A 20682-nucleotide genomic window follows, 5' to 3' on the forward strand; every position below is an offset into this window, starting at 1 on the left:
CGCCGCCTGCGGCCTGGTGCAACAGGGTGCTGGCCCCCGGCTACAGACCGAGATCGGTCAGCCCGGGATGGTCGTCGGGGCGGCGGCCGAGCGGCCAGTGGTACTTACGCTCCGACTCCTCGATCGGGAGGTCGTTGATGGAGGCGTGCCGGTGCGCCATCAGCCCGTCGTCGTCGAACTCCCACTGCTCGTTGCCGTAGGAGCGATACCACTGGCCGGAGTCGTCGTGGCATTCGTACGCGAACCGGACCGCGATGTGGTTCCCGGTGAACGCCCACAATTCCTTGATGAGCCGGTATTCCAGCTCCCGGTGCCACTTGCGGGTCAGGAAGTCGACGATCTCGGCGCGGCCGGTGACGAACTCGGCCCGGTTGCGCCAGCGGCTGTCGAGGGAGTAGCCGCGCGACACCCTCTCGGGGTCGCGGCTGTTCCAGGCGTCCTCGGCCAGGCGGACCCGTTCGAGTGCGCTTTCCCTGGTGAACGATGTCATGAATCCGGTCGTACCCCCTCCAACCGATGTCTCCGCCCCGGCGTTCATAAGGGATGAGAGGAGAAACGTGGATCGATATGAGGGTTTCCGGGAGTTCCTCCGCGCCAGGCAGCTGGCGTTGATGCGGACGTCCTATCTGTTGTGCGGGGACGCCCATCAGGCCGAGGACCTGTTCAGAACGTGCTGGTGCGGGTGGCCGGGAACTGGCGGAGGATCGCCGCGGCGGGCAACCCCGAGGCCTACGTGCGCCGGTCGCTGGTCAACGAGCACATCTCGTGGTGGCGGCGGCAGCGGCGGAACCTGACGGTCGCCGGCGCGGCGAGGCAGAGCCGCGATCCCGGCGACGAGAGCGTCAGCCGGATCGTGCTGTGGCAGGCGCTGTCCCGGCTGACACCCCGGCAGCGGGCCGTTCTGGTTTTGCGCTTCTACGAGGACCGCAGCGTCCACGAGACCGCCGGCCTGGCGCGGCGCAGAAGGGCGGTGGCCCTCTCGGCCTCCTCGGCCCTGGGCGTCACGGCCGTCCTGACGATCATCACCGCCGTGCTCGCCGGGGTGCTGCCGGGCGCGGGCGGGCAGGTCGCGACCTCCGCCGAGGCGGTGCTGCCCGCCTCGGGAGTGTCACCGGCGGCCTACGCCTCCTTCGACTGGTGCGGCGAGGGACCGAAGGAAGGGAAGATGCCCGACCTGTCCGGGCGCGACTGCCTCCAGTGGCGGGTGGTGACGCGTTCGGGCGACAGCTACAACATGCCCGAGGCGATGAGCGTCGTCCCCGGGGAGCACGAAGGCCCGTACATGCTCGTCGCCGCCCCGGTCGCGATCACCGCGGACGGACGGAAGATCGCCTACTACAGCGTGAAGGACGGCAGGTTCGCGGTCCGCGATCTGGAGTCCGGCCAGGTGCGGCTCGCGCCGCCGCTCTTCTCGACCGCCGACATCGTGAAGAACGGCGCGGAGATCACGTTGTCACCCGACGGACGTTTCCTCGCCGTCGGCGACGCGACGAACCCGGTCGATGCTCAGACCGACACCCTGGTCGACATCGAGACGGGCGAGACGACCGTCCTCCCGGCGGGCTGGCAGGTGCGGAGCATCGGCGCGGGCGGCGGCCCGCTCGTCGCGTACGGCCCCGACCGTCTCGGCCTGCTCACCGACGGGGAGATGCGGCCCTTCACCGACACGGCATGGCACACCCCCGGCTGGCCGACCTCCGACGGGACGACCGTCGCCTATCTCACCCGCCCCGCGCGGGAGGAGGCCTCCCCCGGCGAGACCGAGATCGTCACCGTGGACGCCGGCACCAGCGAGACGCGGACCAGGACCCGGCTGCAGCGACCGCCCGGCGATTTCTTCCCGCTGCGCATGGGGCCCTGGCTCAACGCGACCGAGGTCACGGCGGTCGTCGCCACGCCGCGATCCCCCGGACCCGGGGACCAGAAGCCCTCCCGCCTCTGGCGGACCTACGCGATCGACGTCACCACGGGGACGATCCGCACGCTGGACACCTACTCCTACCCGGGCTGGCTCGGCGACCTCGTCCTGCCGGGTTTCTAGTTGTACGGGTTGTCGTAGAAGGCGGAATTGGTGTGGTAGGTGCTGTTCGGCGGGTTGAACTTCACGCCGTCGACGACGATCGCCACGTTGTTGATGGTCGCGCCCGCGGTCACCTCGCCGGACAGGAGGGTGGCCTGACCCGTGCACTGCGGGATCGTCACCGCCGTGCCACCGGCCGGAAGCGGACTCCGCCAGGCGCCGTTGACCGACGCGTAGAGCGTGGGGCGGCTGTAGCTGCCCTGCCAGCACACCGCGATCGAGTAGCGGTATTTGGTGTTCCCGTCGTCGAAGGCGATCGTGCCGTAGGCGCCGGAGAGCTTGATGCCCTGGCCGTACACGTCGATGTTCACCGGGAGGTCGGATCCGTAGGCGGCCTGGGCCGGCGCGACCGGTGTCACCAGAACAGCCAGCAGCGCGACGGCGAGAACCCGCGATAAACGACTCATGCCCTGAATATCAGCGCGAACGACCTCCGCGTCAACGGGAATCCGGGCCTTAAATTAAGTCCTAGGCAGGCGCGGGCAGCCGTCCGGAATCGACGGAGTCGAGCACCCGGGCCGCCGCGCCGAGAGCCGCGGCGCCGTAGCCGAGGCCGGAGACCACGAGCCGGCAGCCGCCTCCCCCGGGCGCCAGGGTCCGGCTGAGCATCTCCTGTTCGGCCCGCGCCAGAATCCACGGCGCGAGCTTCACGTAGTAGCCGCCCAGCACCACGACCTCGGGATTGATCAGATTCGCGACGATCCCGACGCCCTTGCCGAGGTTCTCCGCGAGGGTGTCGAGCAGCGCGAGCACGGTCGGGTCGCCGGCCTCGGCCCGCTGCACCACCTCGTCGATCTCGGGCTCCAGTTCCTCCGGGGACACCCCGCCGGGAACCGTGCGGGCAAGTATCGCGCCCAGTCCGGCCACCACCTCGAGGCAGCCCCGCCGCCCGCAGAGGCACGGAGGCCCGCCGGGCACGATCTCGATGTGCCCGATCTCGCCACTGAACCCGGCCCCACCGCGCCGCAGCCGCCCGTCGAGCACGATCCCGGCGCCGACCCCGATCTCGCCGGTCAGATAGATCAGGTTCTGCACGCCGCGATGAGGCCCGAACCGCAACTCCGCCAGCGCGCCCAGATTGGCGTCGTTGTCGGCCAGCACCGGGAAGCCCGGATCGCGCAGCGCTTTGGCCAGGTCACCGGCCAGGTCGACGTCGCGCCACCCGAGGTTCGGGGCCACCCGCACCGAACCGTTCAGATCGACGAGCCCCGGCACCGCGACGGTGAGGCCGAGCACCTGCCGGGCGTCTTTGGTCATCCGGTTCACCACGCGGCGGGCGACGCCGGCGATCCCGGCGACCGCCTGGCCCGGCGAGGCCGAGCCGCCGGGGAAGGACCGCCGCCACGACAGCAACTCTTCGCCCTTGAGGTCGACCGCGACCGCCGTCAGATAGTCGACGTTCACCTCGATGCCGACCGCCGCGTAGGGCGAGCCGTCGAGCACGAGCATGGTCGCCGGGCGGCCCACCCGGTTCTCGGTCAGCCCCGTCTCGCGCAGCAGCCGGCGGTCGATCAGGTCGGCGACCAGGCTCGACACCGTGGCCTTGTTGAGGCCGGTCGTGGCGGCGATGTCGGCGCGCGAGCAGGGGGCGTTCTCCCGCACGAACCGCAGCACGACGGCGAGGTTGGTGGCCCGCACATCGGTGAAGTCGGCCGGCTGTGGGCCGGAGGCGCTTCCCTGCGTGTTGGTGATCAATTGAGCCCCGTTCCGTGTCGGCCCCATCATCCCGCACTTGTGGCGACTTGGGTTCTGGACTAGTTTGTTTGGTCGTTAGACTAACTAACTCTACCAGGAAGGGGGCGCTTCATGAGAACCACAACGAGACGGGGATTCCTCGGTCTCGCCGGGCTGAGCGTGCTCGCCGCCTGCTCCGCCCCGCCGGGACCGAAACCCGGCGCCAAGGCCACCGCGGCCGCGATGGACAAACTCGCGGCGCTGGTGCCCAAATATGTGCCGCGTACGGTGCTGACCCCCGACATTCCGGGCTCGGTGCCCGGCTTCGGGCGCGACGGATACCTGTCCTATCCGTCGGGCGAGAAGCTGGTCGACCTGGTCAAGGCCGTCCCCGGCAAGGGCGGCTCATACAAGGTGATGGTGCCGACCTGGAGCCCGCTCCCGGCGCCGCTCGGCCAGAACGCCTACTACGACGCCGTCAACAAGGACCTCGGCGCGACCGTCGAGTTCAACTACCTCGACGGCCTGACCATCAACGACAAGCTGCCGACCCTGCTGGCCGGTGGCGACGTCGCCGACGTGACCACGCTCCCCGGCTGGGCGCTGACCGCCGTGCCCGACTACTCGCGCGCGGTCGACGGCCTGTTCGAGGACCTCACCCCGTATCTGGCGGGCGACGTCTCGGCGAAGTACCCCGGTCTGTCGGCGCTGCCGACCCTGGCCTGGCAGTACTCCGTCTTCGGCGGCAAGCTCAAGGCGGTGCCTTCCTACCCGACGCCGCAGTTCGGCTGGGTGCTCTTCTACCGCAAGGACCTCTGGGACGAACTGGGTCAGGCCGCCCCGAAGAGCGCCGACGACCTGTTCGAGATGGGCAAGGCCGTCACCGACGCCAAGAAGGACCGCTGGGCCTTCAGCGACATCTTCCCGATGGTGGAGGAGATCTTCCGGGCCCCCAAGAAGTGGCGCAAGGAGGGCGGCTCCCTGGTCCATCGCTACGAGACGCCCGAATACGCCGCCGCCGTCGAGTGGATGCGCAAGGCCGTGGACGCCGGGCTGGTGCACCCCAACGTCCTGTCGGCCAAGTCGGCCGCCGACGACAAGGAGCTGTTCAAGTCGGGCCAGATCCTGGTGAAGAGCGACGGTTTCTCGTTCTGGGCCGAGACGCTCATCCAGGTCGGCAAGGAGAAGCCCGGTTTCTGGATGGAGCCGGTGCCGGTGTTCGGGGCCGACGGGGGCAAGCCCGAATACCGGATGAACCAGGACCCGGGCTACACGTTCATCAAGAAGGGCACCCCGAAGGAGAAGGTCGAGGAACTGCTCGCGATCTTCGAATACCTCTCGGCGCCCTTCGGCAGCCAGGAGCAGCTCCTGTTCAACAACGGCGTCGAGGGCGTCCACTTCACCCGCGACGCGGCCGGCGCCCCGCAGGTGACCGAGCTCGGGCCGAAGGAGATCGTGGGCAGCTACGTGTGGCTCGGCGGCCGGGTCGACCCGATCTTCGAGTCGCAGGCCCACCCGAAGTACGTGGAGACCGCGACCACCTGGTGGAACGCCGCAGCGCAGGTCCGGCACCAGGATCCGTTCGACGGCATCAGGATCGAGGAGCCCGGCGACTTCACCGCCGCGGCGAAGCCGTTCGATGACAAGGTCGTCGACATCATCCGGGGCCGCCGCGCACTGAGCACCCTCCAGCAGGCGATCACCGAGTGGAAGACGGGCGGCGGCGACGCCGGTCGTGAGTTCTACACGAAGGTCCTCACCGACAATGGCCGTTCTTAAGGCCCGCAAGCGCGCGGACTCCCGGCCGGCGGATGCCCTGACCTCATCCGCCGGCCGGGCCCGGCCTCCGTTACTGGCCAGACTCCGGCGTGACTGGCAGTTGCTGGCCATGACGCTCCCGGCGGTCGCGCTGGTGGTGGTGTTCCACTACGTGCCGACGCTGGGCAACGTCATCGCCTTCCAGGACTACTCCCCCTACGACGGCATCACCGGCAGCCCGTGGGTCGGGCTCTACAACTTCCAGTGGCTGCTGTCGGACCCGGAGTTCTGGACCGCGCTGCGCAACACGATCACGATCACCGCGTTCCAGCTCGTGTTCTACTTCCCGATCCCGATCGCGCTGGCGATCCTGCTCGACAGCGTGCTGTCGCGGCGGCTGCGCCTGTTCATCCAGGGCATCGTCTACATGCCGCACTTCTTCTCGTGGGTGCTGGTCGTGGCGCTGTTCCAGCAGATCCTCGGCGGGGCCGGGCTGCTCGCCCAGACGCTCCGCCAGGCCGGGCACGAGCCGTGGAACATCATGACCAACCCCGACGCGTTCATCGTGCTGGTCACCGCTCAGTCGGTCTGGAAGGACGCGGGCTGGGGCACGATCATCTTTCTCGCCGCTCTCGCCGCGATCAACACGAATCTGTACGAGGCCGCGGCGGTCGACGGGGCCTCCCGGTGGCGTCGCATGTGGCACATCACGCTGCCCGGGTTGCGGCCGGTGATCCTGCTGCTCCTGATCCTGCGGCTGGGCGACGCGCTGAACGTCGGCTTCGAGCAGTTCTTCCTGCAGCGCGACGCCGTGGGAGCCGAGGCGGCGGAGGTGCTGGACACCTTCGTCTACTGGCGGACCCTGATGACCGGCGCGTGGAGCTACGGCGCGGCGGCGGGGCTGTTCAAGGGCCTGGTCGGGCTCATCCTCATCGTGGTGGCCAACAAGGTCGCCCATCGGTTCGGCGAGCAGGGGATCTACAAACGATCATGACTACCCGTCCCGTCTGGCAGGAACGGCCGACCGTCTTCGGGCTGACGCTGAAGACCGTCGTGCTGACGCTGCTCGTGCTGGCCATGGTCTATCCGATCTACGTCGTGGTGCTGACCAGCCTGTCGACCGCCGCCACCGTCACCGAGGCGGGCGGCCTGGTCACCCTGCCGGGCGATCTGTCGCTCGACGCCTACCGGGAGCTGTTCGGCGGGGGCGTGGTGACGCGCGCGGTGCTGGTCTCGACCGGGGTGACCGTCGTCGGCACGCTGCTGAGCCTGGGGCTCACGATCTTCGCCGCGTACGGGTTGTCGCGGCCCGGATCCGTGCTGCACCGGCCGCTGCTGTTCCTGTTCCTGCTGACGTTCCTGTTCACGCCCGGCATGATCCCCAGTTATCTGATCGTGCGGGAGCTGGGGCTGATCGACAGCTACTGGTCGCTGATCCTGCCCACGGCGGTGTCGGCGTTCAACCTGGTCGTCATGCGGGCGTTCTTCATGAACATTCCCGGTGAGGTGCTCGACAGCGCCCGTATCGACGGGGCCTCCGACTTCCGGATCCTGTGGCGGATCGTGCTGCCGATGTCGAAGGGCGTGACGGCGGTGATCGGGCTGTTCTACGCGGTCGGCTACTGGAACGCGTTCTTCAACGCCGTCCTCTACATCAACGACAACACGAAGTGGCCGCTGCAGCTGATCCTGCGGCAGTACGTGCAGCAGGGCATGAACCTGGTGCCGAACCAGCGGGCCATCGACACCGCCGCCGGGTATGCCCTGCCGCCGAACCTCGCCATCAAGATGGCCATCATCGTGGTGGCGCTGGTGCCGGTCCTGCTGATCTATCCGTTCGTCCAGCGTCACTTCACGAAGGGCGTGATCATCGGCGCGGTCAAGGGGTAGTCTTCCCCAGGATTCTGTGCTCACATCTAGCCGCATGAAGGTCATCTCAGTGGCGGCCGTGGCCTGTCTGGTCGCGCTGGTCTCCGCGTGCGCCTCCGCCGCCGAAGGACCGGAACCGAGCGAGATCCGGGTGGTCGCCACCGGGCTCGACGATCCCTACGAGATCGTGTGGGGCCCCGACGACTTCCTCTGGGTCACCGAGAAGACCGGCAAGCGGGTCACCCGCGTCGACCCGGCGAACGGCCGGAAGATCGTGGCCCTCACGGTCGACGACGCCCTGCACACCGAGGGCGGCCAGGACGGCGTCCTCGGCCTGGCCCTCCATCCCGACCTGCTGGGCGGCAAGGGCCACGACTGGGTCTACCTCGCCCACACCTACGCCGCCGAGAATGACCGCCGGACGAAGATCGTCCGATATACCTACGACCCGGCCGGGCAGGTCCTGACCAGCCCGGTCGACGTCATCACCGGCCTGGTCTCCAGCGTCGACCACCAGTCGGGGAAGCTGCGGTTCGGTCCCGACGGCACGCTCTACTACACGATCGGCGACCAGGGGGCCAACCAGTTCGGCCTCTACTGCGAGACCATCCAGGCGCAGACGCTCCCCTCGGCGGCGCAGGTGAAGGCCCGCGACTGGAGCGCCTACCAGGGCAAGGTCCTGCGCCTCAACCTCGACGGCTCGATCCCGGACGACAATCCGGAGTTCGGCGGCGTCCGCAGCCACGTCTACGCGGTGGGCTTCCGCAACGCCCAGGGACTGACCTTCACCCCCTCGGGTCTCCTCTACGGCACCGACCAGGGCCCCAAATCCGACGACGAGGTCAATCTCGTGCGGTCGGGAAAGAACTACGGCTGGCCGCACGTGGCCGGCTACCGGGACGGCAAGGCGTACGTCTACGCCCGTTGGGCCGAGGCGAAAGACGGCTGCGAGGCTGAAACGTTCAACGACTACGACATCCCGGCGAGCGTTCCTTACACGGAGGAGACCGACTGGGACGACCCGGCATTCACGCCGCCGCTCGTCACCTTCGACACCGTGGAGGACGACTACGACTTCCGCGCCGCCGCCGGCTGCGACCCGTCGACGGCTTTCATCTGCTGGCCGACCCTGGCCCTGTCGAGCCTGGAACCCGGGCCCGCCGGGACGCTCCTGGCGACCTCACTCAAGGACGGCGCCGTCTACCGCGTCCCGCTCACCTCCGGCGGGGAGAAGGCCGGCGCCGCCGCCAGGATCGCCGACAGCGTCAACCGCTACCGCGACACCGCCGTGGACCCCACCGGTGAGACCCTCTACATCGCCACCGACGGCGCTGGCCTCACCCGTGACGCCGCCGGCACGCCCACGCGGACCCTGGCGAACCCGGGCACGATCCTCGCGTACGAGCTCTGATCGCCTCCCGGGCCCGCCCACATCCGGCTAATGGGAGAAGCGCTGGACTCTCCTGAGCTTGTTCATGGCGTCGAGGGCCGCGACCTTGTAGCACTCGGACAGGGTCGGATAGTTGAAGACGGCGTCGACCAGGTAGTCGATGGTGCCGCCGCAGCCCATCACGGCCTGGCCGATGTGGACGAGTTCGGTCGCCTGGGTGCCGAAGACGTGCACGCCGAGGAGTTTGCGGTCCTCGGGTGAGACCAGCAGCTTGAGCATGCCGTGGGTGTCACCGATGATCTGGCCCCTGGCCAGTTCGCGGTAGCGGGACAGGCCCGTCTCGAACGCCACGTGGGCGTCGGTGAGTTCGTCTTCGGTCGCGCCGACGAAGCTGATCTCCGGGATCGTGTAGATGCCGATCGGCTGCAGGCGGCTCATGTCGGAGACCGGTTCGTCACAGGCGTGATAGGCCGCCAGGCGGCCCTGCTCCATCGACGTGGCGGCCAGGGCCGGGAAGCCGATGACGTCGCCGACCGCGTAGATGTGCGGCATGTTGGTCCGGTAGTGCTCGTCGACCGCGATGCGACCTCTCGGGTCGGCCTCCAGGCCGGCGAGGGGCAGGGCGAGCGCCTCGGTCATGCCCTGGCGGCCGGCCGAATACATGACCATGGCGGCGGGGATCTTCTTGCCGCTCTCCAGGATGGTCAGCGCGCCCCGGTCGTGGCGCTCGACGGCGGCGACCGTCTCGCCGAACCGGAACGTGACAGCGTGGTCGCGCAGGTGGTATTTGAGCGCCTCGATGATCTCCAGGTCGCAGAACTCGAGCATCCGGTCGCGGCGCTCGACCACGGTGACCTTGGTGCCGAGGGCGGCGAACATGGAGGCGTACTCGATGCCGATGACGCCGGCGCCGACCACGACCATCGAGTCGGGCACGTGGGTGATGTCGAGGATGCCGTCGGAGTCGATGATCGTGGAGTTGTCGAACTCGACGCTGTCGGGACGGGCCGGGCGGGTGCCCGTGGCGATGATGATCTTGTCGGCGGTGACCTTGGTCTCCCGGCCCAGGTCGTCGACCACCGCGACGGTGTGGGGGTCGAGGAACTGGCCCGAGCCGGTCAGCACGGTCACGTGGTTGCGGGTGAGCTGGTTGCGGACCACCTCGACCTCACGGCCCACGACGTGCTGGGTGCGCGCCGTCAGGTCGGCGATCCCGATCTCTTCTTTGACGCGGTAGTTGCGGCCGTACATCTCGCGCTGGTTGAGCCCGGTCAGGTAGAGCACGGCCTCGCGCATGGTCTTGGACGGGATCGTGCCGGTGTTGATGCACACCCCGCCGATCATGTTGCGCCGTTCAACGATGGCTACCCGGCGCTCAAGCTTGGCGGCCGCGATGGCGGCCTTCTGCCCACCCGGCCCGGATCCCAGGACGAGTACATCAAAGTCGCTCACACCTAGCAGTGTGGTACCTACGACCAGCGACGAGAAGACCTTGACCGGCTTCACCGGACAATTGGCCAGGTTGTGAGCAGGTCGCAACTTGGAAGCCACCAGAACCAGTGCAATTCAGAGACAAGCCGACATCAAGCGGCCTCCGCCAAGATCGGGCCTCATGTGGAAGGACACCCCTCAGTACCTTGGCGAACTGCTCATCTGGGAGATCGAGGACTACCTCGTCGCCCAGTCACAGCGGCCCGAGCGGGCCAAGGTCGCCTTCATCCGATTGGCGGACGCCTGGGGCGCCGCCTCGATCGCCGCCGAGCTCGACAACGGCGGCAGCTTCTACTCGGCCGCCAAACGGGCCGACGCCCTGGGCATGACCCTCCCCGGCGACATGTTCGGTACGGTGACCCGCGAGCAGATGCCGCACGTCTTCGCGGCGGTGCCCGGCACGACGTTCCCGCCGATGCCCGACGGGGACGGGTGGGTCATTGTCCGATTGGTCGCTTTTGAATCCTGATTTTTCGTGATTCGCAGTAGGCTGGTCGCCATAATGATCCACCGACGCGTATTCGGAGGATCCACTTGGCAGTGCCACAGCCGCTCCGCGATCCCCGCCGGCTCGGCGGCCATACGCTCACCGGTGCGTACCCGCCGGGAGATCGGTCCTCCGTATACGAGACGAGTGACGGCGCCCTTCTGACGCTGTTCCACACTCGCCTGGCCGACCCCGACGCGTTCCTGGAGCGGATCGACCGGCTGCAACGCGCGGGCGGCTATCCGTGGCTCGACCTGATCGACGCGGGGACTGCGAATGGCGAGCCCTACGTGGTCGTCGAGAAGGTCGACGGCGCCCACTTGGACGGGCCTCTGCCGGAGAGCGCGCTGCAACGGCTGGCCATCGCGTCGATGACGGGCCTGGCGGGGTTACATCGCGAAGACGTGGCACACGGCTCGTTCACGCCATGGTCGGTGATCCTGACCGGCGCGGGCCCGCGACTGGCGTTACTGGACCTGGACGCCTTGGTTGCAGAGGGGGCCACCAAGAGCGCACCGGACGCGGACAAGCCCACCGGGCGCGCTCCCCACGCGGCGGCCGAGACCCCCGACCCCGACGCGACCGCACGGGTGACGGCGAGGGCCGCCGAGGACGTGCCGCAGGTCGACGCCCCCGCGGTCGCCGACCCCGACGCGACCACCCGAGTACCGAAGACGGCTCCGCGACTCGCGGAGCGGGTCACCCTGTGGACCGCCGGTGATCCCGACGCGACCTCTCAGGTGCGGACGGTCGTCCGGCCCGATCTGCTCGACGAGGCGCGGCCGGTCGACTCGCTCGCCTACCTTCCGCCCGAGGTGTTACGTCCCGAGCCGGCCCCGCCCGCGCCGCCCGGTGACCTGTTCGCCTGGGCGGCCGTCATGGTCTTCGCCGCCACCGGACGCCGCGCCTTCGAGCGCGACTCGCGCGGCGAGACCATCTACGCCGTCCTGCACGACGACCCCGACCTCGACGGCCTGCCCGAGGGCCTGGCGGGGGTCGCAGCGGCCTGCTTCGCCAAGGACCCCGGCCAGCGGCCGACCGCGCAGGAGGCCCTGGAACGCCTGATCGGCGAGGCGCAGCTCACCATCGACCGGGCCACCCTCGAAGCGGTGCGGAACGCCACTGTCCCGCGGGCCGCGCCGCCGGCCGAGGAGCAGGAGACCGAGCCCGCCGTCGCCCCTCCCCCGGCCAGGAAGAACCTCCGCTGGGCCGCGATCATCGCCGCCGCCGTGGCGATCGTGCTGGTCGCGGGTCTGGGCGGCTACCTGCTGGGCGGCAACCGCACCGGTGCGGCCACCACCCCGGCCGCCGCCACCGGCATCCCGTCGACCTCGGTCAGCACGCTGGCCGCCGCCGACGATCCGTCGCCGCCGCCGCTGGCCGTCGGCGACTTCACCGCCCCCGGCCCCGCCATCAAACTGCTGGAGAACCCGGCCGACCCGGCCAGGCTCACCGGCTACCGCAAGGGCGCCGACACCTGGGTCCGCACCGAGGGCGACACGTTCACCCAGCTGCCGATGAAGGACGCAGAACCGGCCCGCTCCCCCGGCGGCAGGTGGCTCGCTGCGGTAGGGCCGGAGACGATCACGTTCACCGGCGCCGGTGAGCCGTTCACGGTCACGCCGGGCGTGCCGTACACCCGCCCGACGTGGTCGCGCGACGGGGCCAAGCTCATGCTCACGATGACGGCCGGTGATGAGGCCCTTCCGGCCGGGTTCGTCATCGTCGACGTCGCCACCAGGGCGGTCACCACGGTCGACACGGACGATGAGACCACCGGCGGAGAAGACGGGTTCGCCTGGCTGCCGGACGGTTCCGGCGTCGCCGTCGGCTACCGCGCCGAGACCGCGCGCGGGATCAGGTTCCGCGACCTGACCGGCCGCCAGACCAAGGCCTTCCACTGGGTCGGCGAGACGTACGGACGCCGGATGTTCTCGCCGTCCGGGAAGACGTTCGTGACGTTCTGCCCCAGCGGCGGGACCTACTGCGTCTGGGACACCACGACCGGCGTGCGGCAGGCGTCGATCCCGCTGTTCTACGCCGACGGCCTGCTCTACGGCTGGTACGACGACGCCCACCTGATCGTCGCCGACCCGCAGGGCGACCCGCACCGGATCGTGGCCATGGACCTGCGCGGCCGTCCGCAGCGGGTGCTGGCCGAGATCCAGCCCAAGGACGACACGACCGACCTGCTCCTCTACTACACGGGGAACTGAACCCAGATGCCTCCCGTCGAGCCGCTCACCCCGCAGGACCCGGCCTCCCTCGGCCCCTACCCCCTGGTGGGGCGGCTGGGCGGCGATGTCTTCCTCGCCACCGCGCCCGGCGGCGAACAGGTCGCCGCGCGCAGGCTCCCCCGGCCGCTCGACGCCCCGGGACGCGAGGCGCTGGCCCGCGTCTGGGAGGCCGCGGCCGTCGGCACGCCGCACATCCTGGACACCGGGCGCGACTACATCGTGTCCGAGTACGTGCCGGGGCCGACCCTGGCCGAGGAGATCGCCGACGGCGGCGCGCTGTCCGGGCCGGCGGTGCACCGGCTCGCGGTGACCACGGCGACCGCGCTGGCCTCGCTCCATCGGGCCGGGCTGACCCATGGGGCGATCGCGCCCGAGCGGGTGCTGCTCGGGCCTGACGGGCCTCGGCTGATCGGGGCGGAGCGGCCGGTCACGCCCGCCTGGCACGTCGAAGAACACTCGCTGTGGCAGGACCCGGATGAGACGCCTTCCGCCGCCACCGACGTGTTCGCGTGGGCGGCGGTGATCGCGTTCGCGGCCACCGGGCGGCCTCCGTTCGGGGAGAACCCGACGCGGGTGTCCTATGGGGCGGCCGATCTCGGGCCCCTTTCCGGCGCGCTGCGGGACCTCGTCGCCGACTGTCTGGCCGATGTGCCCGCCGCCCGGCCGGGGGCCGAGGAGACGCTGCTCCGGCTTCTCGGCCACGCGGGGGCGCTCGACAGTGTGCTGCCGGCCGCGACGCCGCCGGTGGTCGTGGCGCCTCGGGTGAGCGTGAGCCGTACAGAACCAGAAAAGCGGAGGAAGGGCGGCGCGATCGGGCTCGCGGCGGGCGGGCTGGCGCTGGCGCTCGTGTCCGGTGGGGGTGGGTACCTCCTCGCGCCCGCTCCGGTGTCGCAGGCCCGCAAGCCCCCGCCCAGTGCGGCGCCGACCTCGCACCCGCCCGCGTTCCCCTCGCCGGGGCCCTCGCCGATGGCGCTGGCCGACGGGGTGCTGAACGAGGAGCCGGGCGATCCGCTGCGGCTGGCCTCCTATCGGGCCAATGTGTCGGCCGACGCGACGGCCGCGTTCGCGCGCAGTCCCAACGGCGCCGGGTTCGCTCAGACCGGCGGGAACCACCATGTGTCGGTCATCTCGTCCGACGGGCGCTGGACCGCCACGATCGACGAACTGTTCGTCGCGAACAAGGACCGGCTGGACGTCGAGTTCACCGACCGCGGCAGCGGCCGCAGGTTCACCGTGCCGACCATCTCCTCGCCGCTGACCGCGCACCATCCCGCCTGGTCACCCGACGGGACGCGGCTGCTGCTGTCGCTGTGGATCACCGAGGGGGCGCCCACCGACACGGCCCCCTTCGGGTTCCTGATCGTCGATCCGGCCACCCGCGCCGCGACCGTCGTCGAGACGGCCAACGACGCCGACCGGGAGGAGTTCCTGGCCACCGATCCGGGTGTGCGGCTGGGGGCGCTGCCCGCGTTCCAGTGGACGCCCGACGGTCTCCAGGTCGCGGGGGCCTATCTGACGCCGGAGAGCCGGTTCGGGGTGCGGTTCCACGAACTCGACGGACGGGTGGCGCGGAGTTTCCACTGGGTGGGGCTGCCCGCCGGGCCGGCCTCGTTCTCGCCCGACGGCCAGTCGTTCGTGACGACCCAGTGCGAGAAACGGCACGTCTTCTGCGTGTGGGACAGCGCGACCGGGGCGCGGCGGGGCGGCGTACCCTCCGCGGAGGGGGACGGGATGGTCGGGTGGTTCGACGCGACGCATCTGCTCTTCTCCCGGGAGAAGAAGGGCGAATACCGCGCCGACGTGATCGACTTCTCGGGCAAGAAGTCTCGGACGCTGGTGGAGCTCGACCTGCCCGCTGACGAGCCCACCGTTCAGCTGTTCTTCCTGCGGAGCTGACCCTCGTGGAGGGGACCCGGCTGGGCGGCTACACGATCCTGCGGCAACTGGGGGCCGGCGGGCAGGGCACGGTCTATCTGGCCTCCTCGCCCGAGGGTGGCCGGGTGGCGGTGAAGGTGCTGCACGCCATGTCCGAAGAGGGGTCGGCCGAGCGGTTCCTCCGCGAGGCGCAGGTCCTGCCCGAAGTCGCCTCATTCTGCGCGGCGCAGGTGCTGGCGTTCGGGGTGGAGGACGGCGTGCCGTTCATCGCCAGCGAATACGTCGAGGGCCCCACGTTGCAGGCCGCCGTGCGCGAGCGCGGGCCCCTCACCGACGGGACGCTGCGGCGGGTGGCGGTGGGGACCATCACCGCGCTGTCGGCCATCCACAAGGCCGGAGTGGTGCACCTCGACTTCAAGCCGGCGAACGTGATCATCGGCCGGGACGGGCCCCGGGTGATCGATTTCGGGATCGCGCGGGCGGTGGACACGGAGTCGACCGGTACCGGAGCGGTGGGAACTCCTACCTATATGGCACCGGAGCAGCTGGGGGAATCGGCGCCCGGCCCTGCCGCCGACGTGTTCACCTGGGCGGCGACGGTGGTGTTCGCGGCGTCGGGGAAGCCCCCGTTCGGGGCGGATTCGGTGCCCGCGGTGCTGAACCGGCTGCTGCGGGGCGAGCCTGATCTGGGGCGGCTGTCCGGCGAATTGCGGGACATCGTCGCGGCCTGCCTGGTCAAGGATCCGCTTGCCCGGCCCACCTCGTCCGAGGTGCTGTTACGGCTGCTCGGGCCGCGCCCCGCACCTTCCCGCCGCATCGGGCGGCGGTTGTGGTTCGCGGGGGCGGCGCTGGCCCTGGCGGCCGCTGCCGCCGGGGTGGCCTTCTGGGTGTCCCGGCCCGAGCCGCCCCGGCTGGCGGGGGCGCCCTCTCCGGTTTTCACCACTCGGCAGGTGCCCGAGCTGCCCGGCTCCGTCTATGAGCATGCGTCCGACCCGGTGCGGCTCACGGCTTTCGTCGTCCGTACGTCGACATTGAGCATCCGGTCGTATGTGCGGGGGCGTGACTCCTTCGTCCCGATCGAGCTGCACCGCAATCCCGTTCCGTCGCCTGACGGCGAGACTGTGGCCGAGGTGAACTGGACGCCGAGACAGGCGTCCGACGGGAACGTGGTCACGTTCACGCGGGACGGGGGGACGTTCACCGTTCCCACGGTCGAGGTTCCGCTGGTGGTGAGTTCGCCGGTCTGGTCCTCGGACGGGTCGAGGCTGCTGCTGACGGTGGCGTCGGAGGATGTGGCGAACAGGGTCGGGTTCGCGATCGTCGATGTGGCCGCGCGGCGGACGACGTATGTGGAGGTCGACTCGCCGTCGACGGATTTCCGGTTCGCACCGGACGGGGTGACGTCGGGCGGGGTGGTTTATGGTCTCGATGGCGTTTCTTCGCGGACATTTGACGATATGGAGAGCCTGGTCTTCTCGCCCTCCGGGCGGCGGTACGCCGGGGGCTGCGCGTTCGGGATCTGCGGGCCGGGGGCGCTGCGGTCGTCCGGCGAGGTCATCGGGTGGTTCAACGAGGACACGCTGATCGTCAGGGACGGCCGGAAGGTGCTGGCGATCGACGCCGCGAGCGGCGCGACCAGGCGGACGCTGGCGGACATCGGCTCCGACCGCCAGACGGAGGTGCACTACTCCTAGCCCCGTCTCCCGGGCGACCACCCGGGCCTTCGGGTGGTCGCCCGGGTGATCGTCCGGCCTAGGCCATCACCCGGTCGACGATCTGGGACGCGCCGACCGAGCGGGCGCAGTGGGCGCCGCAGAACCAGCGGCGGTCGGCCTCCACGCCGTGGCCGATGATCTTGCAGCCGCAGTGTTCGCAGATCGGCGCCATCCTGGTGATCGCGCATTCGAAGCTGTCGAAGGTGTGGACGGCGCCCTGGGCGTGGACCTCGAACGTCATGTCGTAGTCGTTACCGCATACTTCGCAAGCGGCCATGATTCCCCCCGGATAGGTCGTTTCTTCGCGTACCTACCCAGGGGGCGACCAAGCCTCACAACGTGCCGAGCAGGCCCGCGGCCATCTCCTTCGCGCCGGCGGCGGCCTCCGGCAGCGGCATCAGGACCGCGTCGGTGTTGTTGATCTCCGTCCCGGACGGGCGGTCGGCGCCGCCGAGCAGGACCGTCACGACGTATTTGTCCTGCATGACCTTGATCTCATAGGCCCCGCTGTAGGCGGTCTCGGTCTGCTGCCTGATCGCCTGGCCGTAGTTGTCGGTGCCCAGGCCGGGGAGCTTCTGGATCTTGCCCCACTGGATACCGCCGATCTTCGAGCTGGCCGTCCCCCGGCTCTTGCCGCGCTCGTCGACCAGGTAGAACCTGGCCATCTCGGAGTTCGGGAACTCCCGGATGCCGACCCGCAGGTTCCGCCAGCGGACCTTGCCGCCCTCGACCGGCATGGCGTCGTTCCACCACTGACATTCGGTCACCTTGGCCTTGCCCTGGGTAACCGACTGGGCCAGGCCCTCGGTGTTCGGGACCAGGGTGGCGGCCGTCGCGTTCACGGCCACGCAGTTGGGCGGGAGGGCGATCTTGACCGGCGACGGGCTCGCGCTCGGGGCGGCCGTCGGCCTGGCCTTGCCCTCGAACGGCAGCGGCTTGCCGGCGTTCAAGGCGCCCGCCGACTGGGCGAGCTGGCCCAGCAGGCCCTTGATCTCGCGGATGGCGTTCTCTTCGGTGATCGACTGTTTGGTGTCGTTCGAGAGGACGTCGGCTTCCTTGTGCTGCTGGCTGGCCTCGTACTTGACCTCGAACGTGATGTTGCCGACCCGGCCGAAGCCGGTGCCGAAGGCGTAGCGGTAGTCGTCTTCGCGCACCCACTGGTATTGGGCGATCGCCGCGTCGCCGAGACCCGAGAAGACCTGCGGCTTGGAGTAGTAGCGCTCGTCGTCGGAGACCGAGGCGGTGTACGCCCACTGGCGCTTCTGACCGTCGAACTGGATCGTGGCGGCCTTGTCGGCGGTGGTGTCACCGACCGCCTCGTAGCGGGCCACGTTGATCGTGATCCGCCGCTGGCGGTTCACTTCGCCGAACGAGATGTTGTGGTTCGACCACTCACAGGTCCACCGGACATAGCTGACCAGGCTGTTGCCAGTGCGCTCGTCCGACATCCGCATGTCGATCTTGGCGGCGGGGACGAGCCGCTCGGTCTGCACCGGGTCGAGCATGGCGCAGACGTCGATGTCGGTGCCTTTCGGGCCGCCGCTCGCCACGGCGGGCGCCGAACCCGACGCCTGGGGCGACGCACCGGTCTTCGGCGGCGGCGCCGTCTGCGGGCTCTCCCCGCCGGAGGTCTGGATGTAGACGAACGTGCCGCCCGCGACGACGAGGACGACCACGGCCGCGATCAGGGGCCAGAGCCACTTGGTCTTGCGCGGCGGACCGGGAGGCTGGGCCCAGCCGGGCTGGGTGGTGCCCTGCCAGGGGCCCGAGTTCTGCTGCCAGTTGTTCTGCCCCTGCCAGGCGTCGCCACCGCTCCCGGACCCGTTGACGTGGGGCTGGAAGAGGACGGCGGTGCCCTCGGGGCCCGCGGGCGCCTGCGCGGCCGGCGGGGTGGGCGGGGTGGGCGGCGGAGTGGGCGGCCAGGGGCCCTGCAGAGGCGGGTTCGCGTCCGCCGCGCCGCGCCAGCGTTCGCTGCCCCGGGGGACGTGGCCGTGCGGGCCGGGGGTCTCCGGGATGCTCCGGGGTTCCTGGCCCTGCGGGGGCCAGGCGGTGCCGTCGGACGGGGTCGACCAGGCCGACCCCGGAGCCGTCAGGCCGGAGGAGTCCTGACGGGCGCCGGGCGCGCCGGGCCGAGCCGGCTGGACGTCGCCCTGAGGCTCGGTACCGGGCCACTGCGCACCGGCCTTGGACTCGGCGCCGGGCCACTGGACCTCGCCTCTCAGCTCCGCGCTGGGCCACTGCGGGCCGGTCTGAGCGTCGGCCCTGGGGTCGGCACCGGCCCACTGGCCGTCAGACGCGGCCTCCGTGCCGGGCCACTGAGCACCGGCTGGTGATTCGGCACCGGGCCACTGAGCACCCGCCGACAATTCGACGCCCGGCCACGGCGTGTCAGCCGGTGGCTGGGCGCCGGGCCGCTGAGCGTCGGCCCTGGGGTCCGCGCCCGGCCGGGCCACCCGTGTCGGGGAGTCCACGCCCGGCCACGGCGCGTCAGCCGGCGGTTCCAAGCCCGGCCGCTGGCCGTCGGCCCTAAGCTCCGCGCCCGGCCGGCCCACGCGTGTCGGGGAATCCACGCCCGGCCACGGCGTGTCAGCCGGTGGTTGGGCGCCGGGGCGCTGAGCGTCGGCCCTGGGCTCGATGCCCGGCCAGCCACCACCCGCCGGGGAGTCCATGATCGACCAGGGCGAGTCGCCCGTGGGCTCCATCCCGGGCCACCCGGCGCCGGGCGGCGAGGCCGCACCCGGCCACGGCGCGTCGGCCGGTGGTTCCGTGCCCGGCCGCTGAGCGTCGGCCCGAGGTTCCATGCTCGGCCAGGGGCGGTCCTCCGGGCTGGACCAGGCAGGAGTGGGGGGCTGAGGGGGCAACTGGCTCGGGTCGGCGGGCGGCTGCGGCATGCCGGGCCAGTCCGGACCTGCGGTGGGCCAGGGCTGGTCCGAGCTCCCCGGAGGCTGGGGTGGCCGGTGGGCGGTGAAGGCGCTGAAACCCTGGCCGGAGCCGGCGTTGTCGCCGACCGGCGAGATGCCGTTGGCGCCCGGAGCCTTCTGGTCCGACGGGTGGTGGGGCACGGGGCCGCCGCCGCGTCCGGGGACGTCCGGGCGGCCGAAGTCACGGAAATCAGACCGGCCCTCGGGCGGCGCCCCGGGGATGGGCGCGCCGAACATCGCGGGCGGCAGCGCCTGGCCGGGCGGGGTCTGCGGGATCTCCGGATTGCGGGGCTGACTGGTCGGCGTGTCGAACCAACCTGGACGATCGGAGGGAGACGAAGGAGGAGGATCCTCCCGCCGCCTGCCGAAGGACTTCGGAATCCGGCGAGGTAATTCCGAGGCGCCCTCACGTAAACGGGCGGTCGCCGGATCGATTCCGGTGGTGTCGCCCGTCGGCGGCTCGCCGGTCGCGGGCCGGTTGCCCGAATCGCCGCCACCCGGCCGGCCGGTCGGGCCGCTCTCGCCCGGACCACCATCACCCGGACGCTTCGTCGAGTCACCGTCATTCGGCCGCGCGCCCAAGCCACTCTCCCCCAGTCGACCACCATCACTCGGACGGCCGCCCAAGCCGCTGTCGCCCAGCCGATTCACCGAACCGGCGTCCCCCGGCCGCATGGCCGAGTCACCATCGCCAAGCCGAGCAGCCGAGGCATCCTCGCCCGGCCGCTTCCCCGAGCCACCGTCGCCCTGCGGTCCACTCGGACCGGCGTCGCCCTGGCTGGCCGCCGCGTTCTTGTCCAGGTCGCGGAGCATCGCGCCGAACGGGTCCGACTCGTCAGGCGCCGGGACCTGAGAAGCCGCGGGCGGCTCGTCCGCGGCGGACTGCGGTTCGGGCTCCTCCGAGGGTTCCCCGGCCGAGCGCCAGGACGGTATCCGCTTCGGGTCGCCGATCATGGGGACGCCGGGCTCCCCCGTCCGGCGCGGGAACGGCATTCCGGACGCCCTCGGGATCTCGCCCGTCGCCGGGTCGTCCGCGTCGTAGGCGGGGCGGCGCGCATCACGTCCAGGAGAGCCGAAGGCCTCGCCCGGGGGGTCCGCCGACGGCGTGTCCTCCGGGTGCGGGGGGACCGCGCGCAGGTGGTTCCGGGGCTTCTGGGGGTCTTCGGGCATAGGGGGACTCCTTGG

15 protein-coding genes are annotated in these 20682 nt (G+C 70.7%); 9 read left to right on the plus strand and 6 right to left on the minus strand.

Annotated elements, in window-relative coordinates; all coding sequences use genetic code 11:
* Positions 1-40: 40 nt before the first annotated feature.
* The gene (locus tag AW272_RS35680) at positions 41-490 is read right to left on the minus strand and encodes a nuclear transport factor 2 family protein (protein WP_157519094.1); all 450 of its coding nucleotides are present in this window, start codon (positions 488-490) and stop codon (positions 41-43) included.
* Positions 491-670: 180 nt separating this feature from the next.
* Between AW272_RS35680 and AW272_RS35685 the strand changes: the two genes are divergently transcribed.
* Positions 671-2041 carry a sigma factor-like helix-turn-helix DNA-binding protein gene (locus AW272_RS35685; protein ID WP_066374447.1) on the plus strand — a complete coding sequence of 457 codons (1371 nt, stop codon included), beginning with the start codon at positions 671-673 and terminating at the stop codon, positions 2039-2041.
* On the opposite strand, the gene AW272_RS35690 is transcribed toward AW272_RS35685, so the two are convergent.
* Both AW272_RS35690 and AW272_RS35695 read right to left on the minus strand, forming a co-directional pair.
* Entirely contained in the window at positions 2038-2487 is a 450-nt protein-coding gene (locus AW272_RS35690; RefSeq protein WP_066374449.1) for a hypothetical protein, read from the minus strand. The genes AW272_RS35685 and AW272_RS35690 overlap by 4 nt on opposite strands.
* A gap of 61 nt (positions 2488-2548) precedes the next feature.
* Positions 2549-3775 carry an ROK family transcriptional regulator gene (locus tag AW272_RS35695; protein WP_066374451.1) on the minus strand — a complete coding sequence of 409 codons (1227 nt, stop codon included), beginning with the start codon at positions 3773-3775 and terminating at the stop codon, positions 2549-2551.
* A 111-nt stretch (positions 3776-3886) separates the two neighbouring features.
* Here AW272_RS35695 and AW272_RS35700 point away from each other — a divergent pair, with 111 nt between their 5' ends.
* Genes AW272_RS35700 through AW272_RS35715 form a run of 4 tightly spaced genes read left to right on the plus strand, consistent with a single transcriptional unit; the run spans position 3887 to position 8792 of the window.
* Positions 3887-5533 (plus strand): extracellular solute-binding protein, encoded by a 1647-nt coding sequence (locus AW272_RS35700; protein ID WP_066374454.1) that lies wholly within the window; start codon positions 3887-3889, stop codon positions 5531-5533.
* Positions 5520-6506 carry an ABC transporter permease gene (locus AW272_RS35705; RefSeq protein ID WP_066374456.1) on the plus strand — a complete coding sequence of 329 codons (987 nt, stop codon included), beginning with the start codon at positions 5520-5522 and terminating at the stop codon, positions 6504-6506. Before AW272_RS35700 ends, AW272_RS35705 begins: the two co-directional genes overlap by 14 nt.
* On the plus strand, positions 6503-7402 hold the full coding sequence (locus tag AW272_RS35710; RefSeq protein WP_066374458.1) for a carbohydrate ABC transporter permease: 900 nt from the start codon (positions 6503-6505) through the stop codon (positions 7400-7402). The genes AW272_RS35705 and AW272_RS35710 overlap by 4 nt, the downstream gene beginning before the upstream one ends.
* Before the next feature lie 34 nt (positions 7403-7436).
* The gene (locus tag AW272_RS35715; protein ID WP_066374464.1) at positions 7437-8792 is read left to right on the plus strand and encodes a glucose/sorbosone family PQQ-dependent dehydrogenase; all 1356 of its coding nucleotides are present in this window, start codon (positions 7437-7439) and stop codon (positions 8790-8792) included.
* A gap of 27 nt (positions 8793-8819) precedes the next feature.
* Here the strand turns inward: AW272_RS35715 and sthA are convergent, their stop codons facing one another.
* Entirely contained in the window at positions 8820-10223 is a 1404-nt protein-coding gene (gene sthA / locus AW272_RS35720; protein WP_066374618.1) for a Si-specific NAD(P)(+) transhydrogenase, read from the minus strand.
* A 160-nt stretch (positions 10224-10383) separates the two neighbouring features.
* Between sthA and AW272_RS35725 the strand changes: the two genes are divergently transcribed.
* The 4 genes from AW272_RS35725 (at position 10384) to AW272_RS35740 (ending at position 16555) form a co-directional block, all read left to right on the plus strand.
* A complete protein-coding gene (locus tag AW272_RS35725) occupies positions 10384-10731 on the plus strand; it encodes a peptidylprolyl isomerase (RefSeq protein ID WP_066374465.1) in 348 nt (115 codons plus the stop codon).
* Between the two features lie 71 nt (positions 10732-10802).
* Positions 10803-12965, plus strand: a complete 2163-nt coding sequence (locus tag AW272_RS35730; RefSeq protein ID WP_066374466.1) for a serine/threonine-protein kinase — start codon at positions 10803-10805, stop codon at positions 12963-12965.
* A gap of 6 nt (positions 12966-12971) precedes the next feature.
* The gene (locus AW272_RS35735) at positions 12972-14882 is read left to right on the plus strand and encodes a serine/threonine-protein kinase (protein WP_066374471.1); all 1911 of its coding nucleotides are present in this window, start codon (positions 12972-12974) and stop codon (positions 14880-14882) included.
* Between the two features lie 5 nt (positions 14883-14887).
* Complete coding sequence (locus AW272_RS35740; RefSeq protein ID WP_066374473.1) at positions 14888-16555, plus strand: serine/threonine-protein kinase; 1668 nt, start codon at positions 14888-14890, stop codon at positions 16553-16555.
* Between the two features lie 58 nt (positions 16556-16613).
* Here the strand turns inward: AW272_RS35740 and AW272_RS35745 are convergent, their stop codons facing one another.
* Positions 16614-16853 (minus strand): metallothionein, encoded by a 240-nt coding sequence (locus AW272_RS35745; RefSeq protein WP_083959037.1) that lies wholly within the window; start codon positions 16851-16853, stop codon positions 16614-16616.
* 55 nt (positions 16854-16908) lie between these two features.
* Positions 16909-20667, minus strand: a complete 3759-nt coding sequence (locus AW272_RS35750; protein ID WP_066374480.1) for a hypothetical protein — start codon at positions 20665-20667, stop codon at positions 16909-16911.
* Positions 20668-20682 lie beyond the last annotated feature (15 nt).

The sequence above is a fragment of the Herbidospora mongoliensis genome (assembly GCF_001570545.1).
GTDB classification, from domain to species: Bacteria; Actinomycetota; Actinomycetes; order Streptosporangiales; family Streptosporangiaceae; genus Herbidospora; species Herbidospora mongoliensis.

Coding starts and splice junctions, on each gene's coding strand:
- AW272_RS35715 (WP_066374464.1), top strand. CDS start 7,437: ATGAAGGTCATCTCAGTGGCGGCCGTGGCCTGTCTGGTCGCGCTGGTC.
- AW272_RS35745 (WP_083959037.1), bottom strand. CDS start 16,853: ATGGCCGCTTGCGAAGTATGCGGTAACGACTACGACATGACGTTCGAG.
- AW272_RS35725 (WP_066374465.1), top strand. CDS start 10,384: ATGTGGAAGGACACCCCTCAGTACCTTGGCGAACTGCTCATCTGGGAG.
- AW272_RS35700 (WP_066374454.1), top strand. CDS start 3,887: ATGAGAACCACAACGAGACGGGGATTCCTCGGTCTCGCCGGGCTGAGC.
- AW272_RS35690 (WP_066374449.1), bottom strand. CDS start 2,487: ATGAGTCGTTTATCGCGGGTTCTCGCCGTCGCGCTGCTGGCTGTTCTG.
- AW272_RS35705 (WP_066374456.1), top strand. CDS start 5,520: ATGGCCGTTCTTAAGGCCCGCAAGCGCGCGGACTCCCGGCCGGCGGAT.
- AW272_RS35710 (WP_066374458.1), top strand. CDS start 6,503: ATGACTACCCGTCCCGTCTGGCAGGAACGGCCGACCGTCTTCGGGCTG.
- AW272_RS35735 (WP_066374471.1), top strand. CDS start 12,972: ATGCCTCCCGTCGAGCCGCTCACCCCGCAGGACCCGGCCTCCCTCGGC.
- AW272_RS35750 (WP_066374480.1), bottom strand. CDS start 20,667: ATGCCCGAAGACCCCCAGAAGCCCCGGAACCACCTGCGCGCGGTCCCC.
- AW272_RS35680 (WP_157519094.1), bottom strand. CDS start 490: ATGACATCGTTCACCAGGGAAAGCGCACTCGAACGGGTCCGCCTGGCC.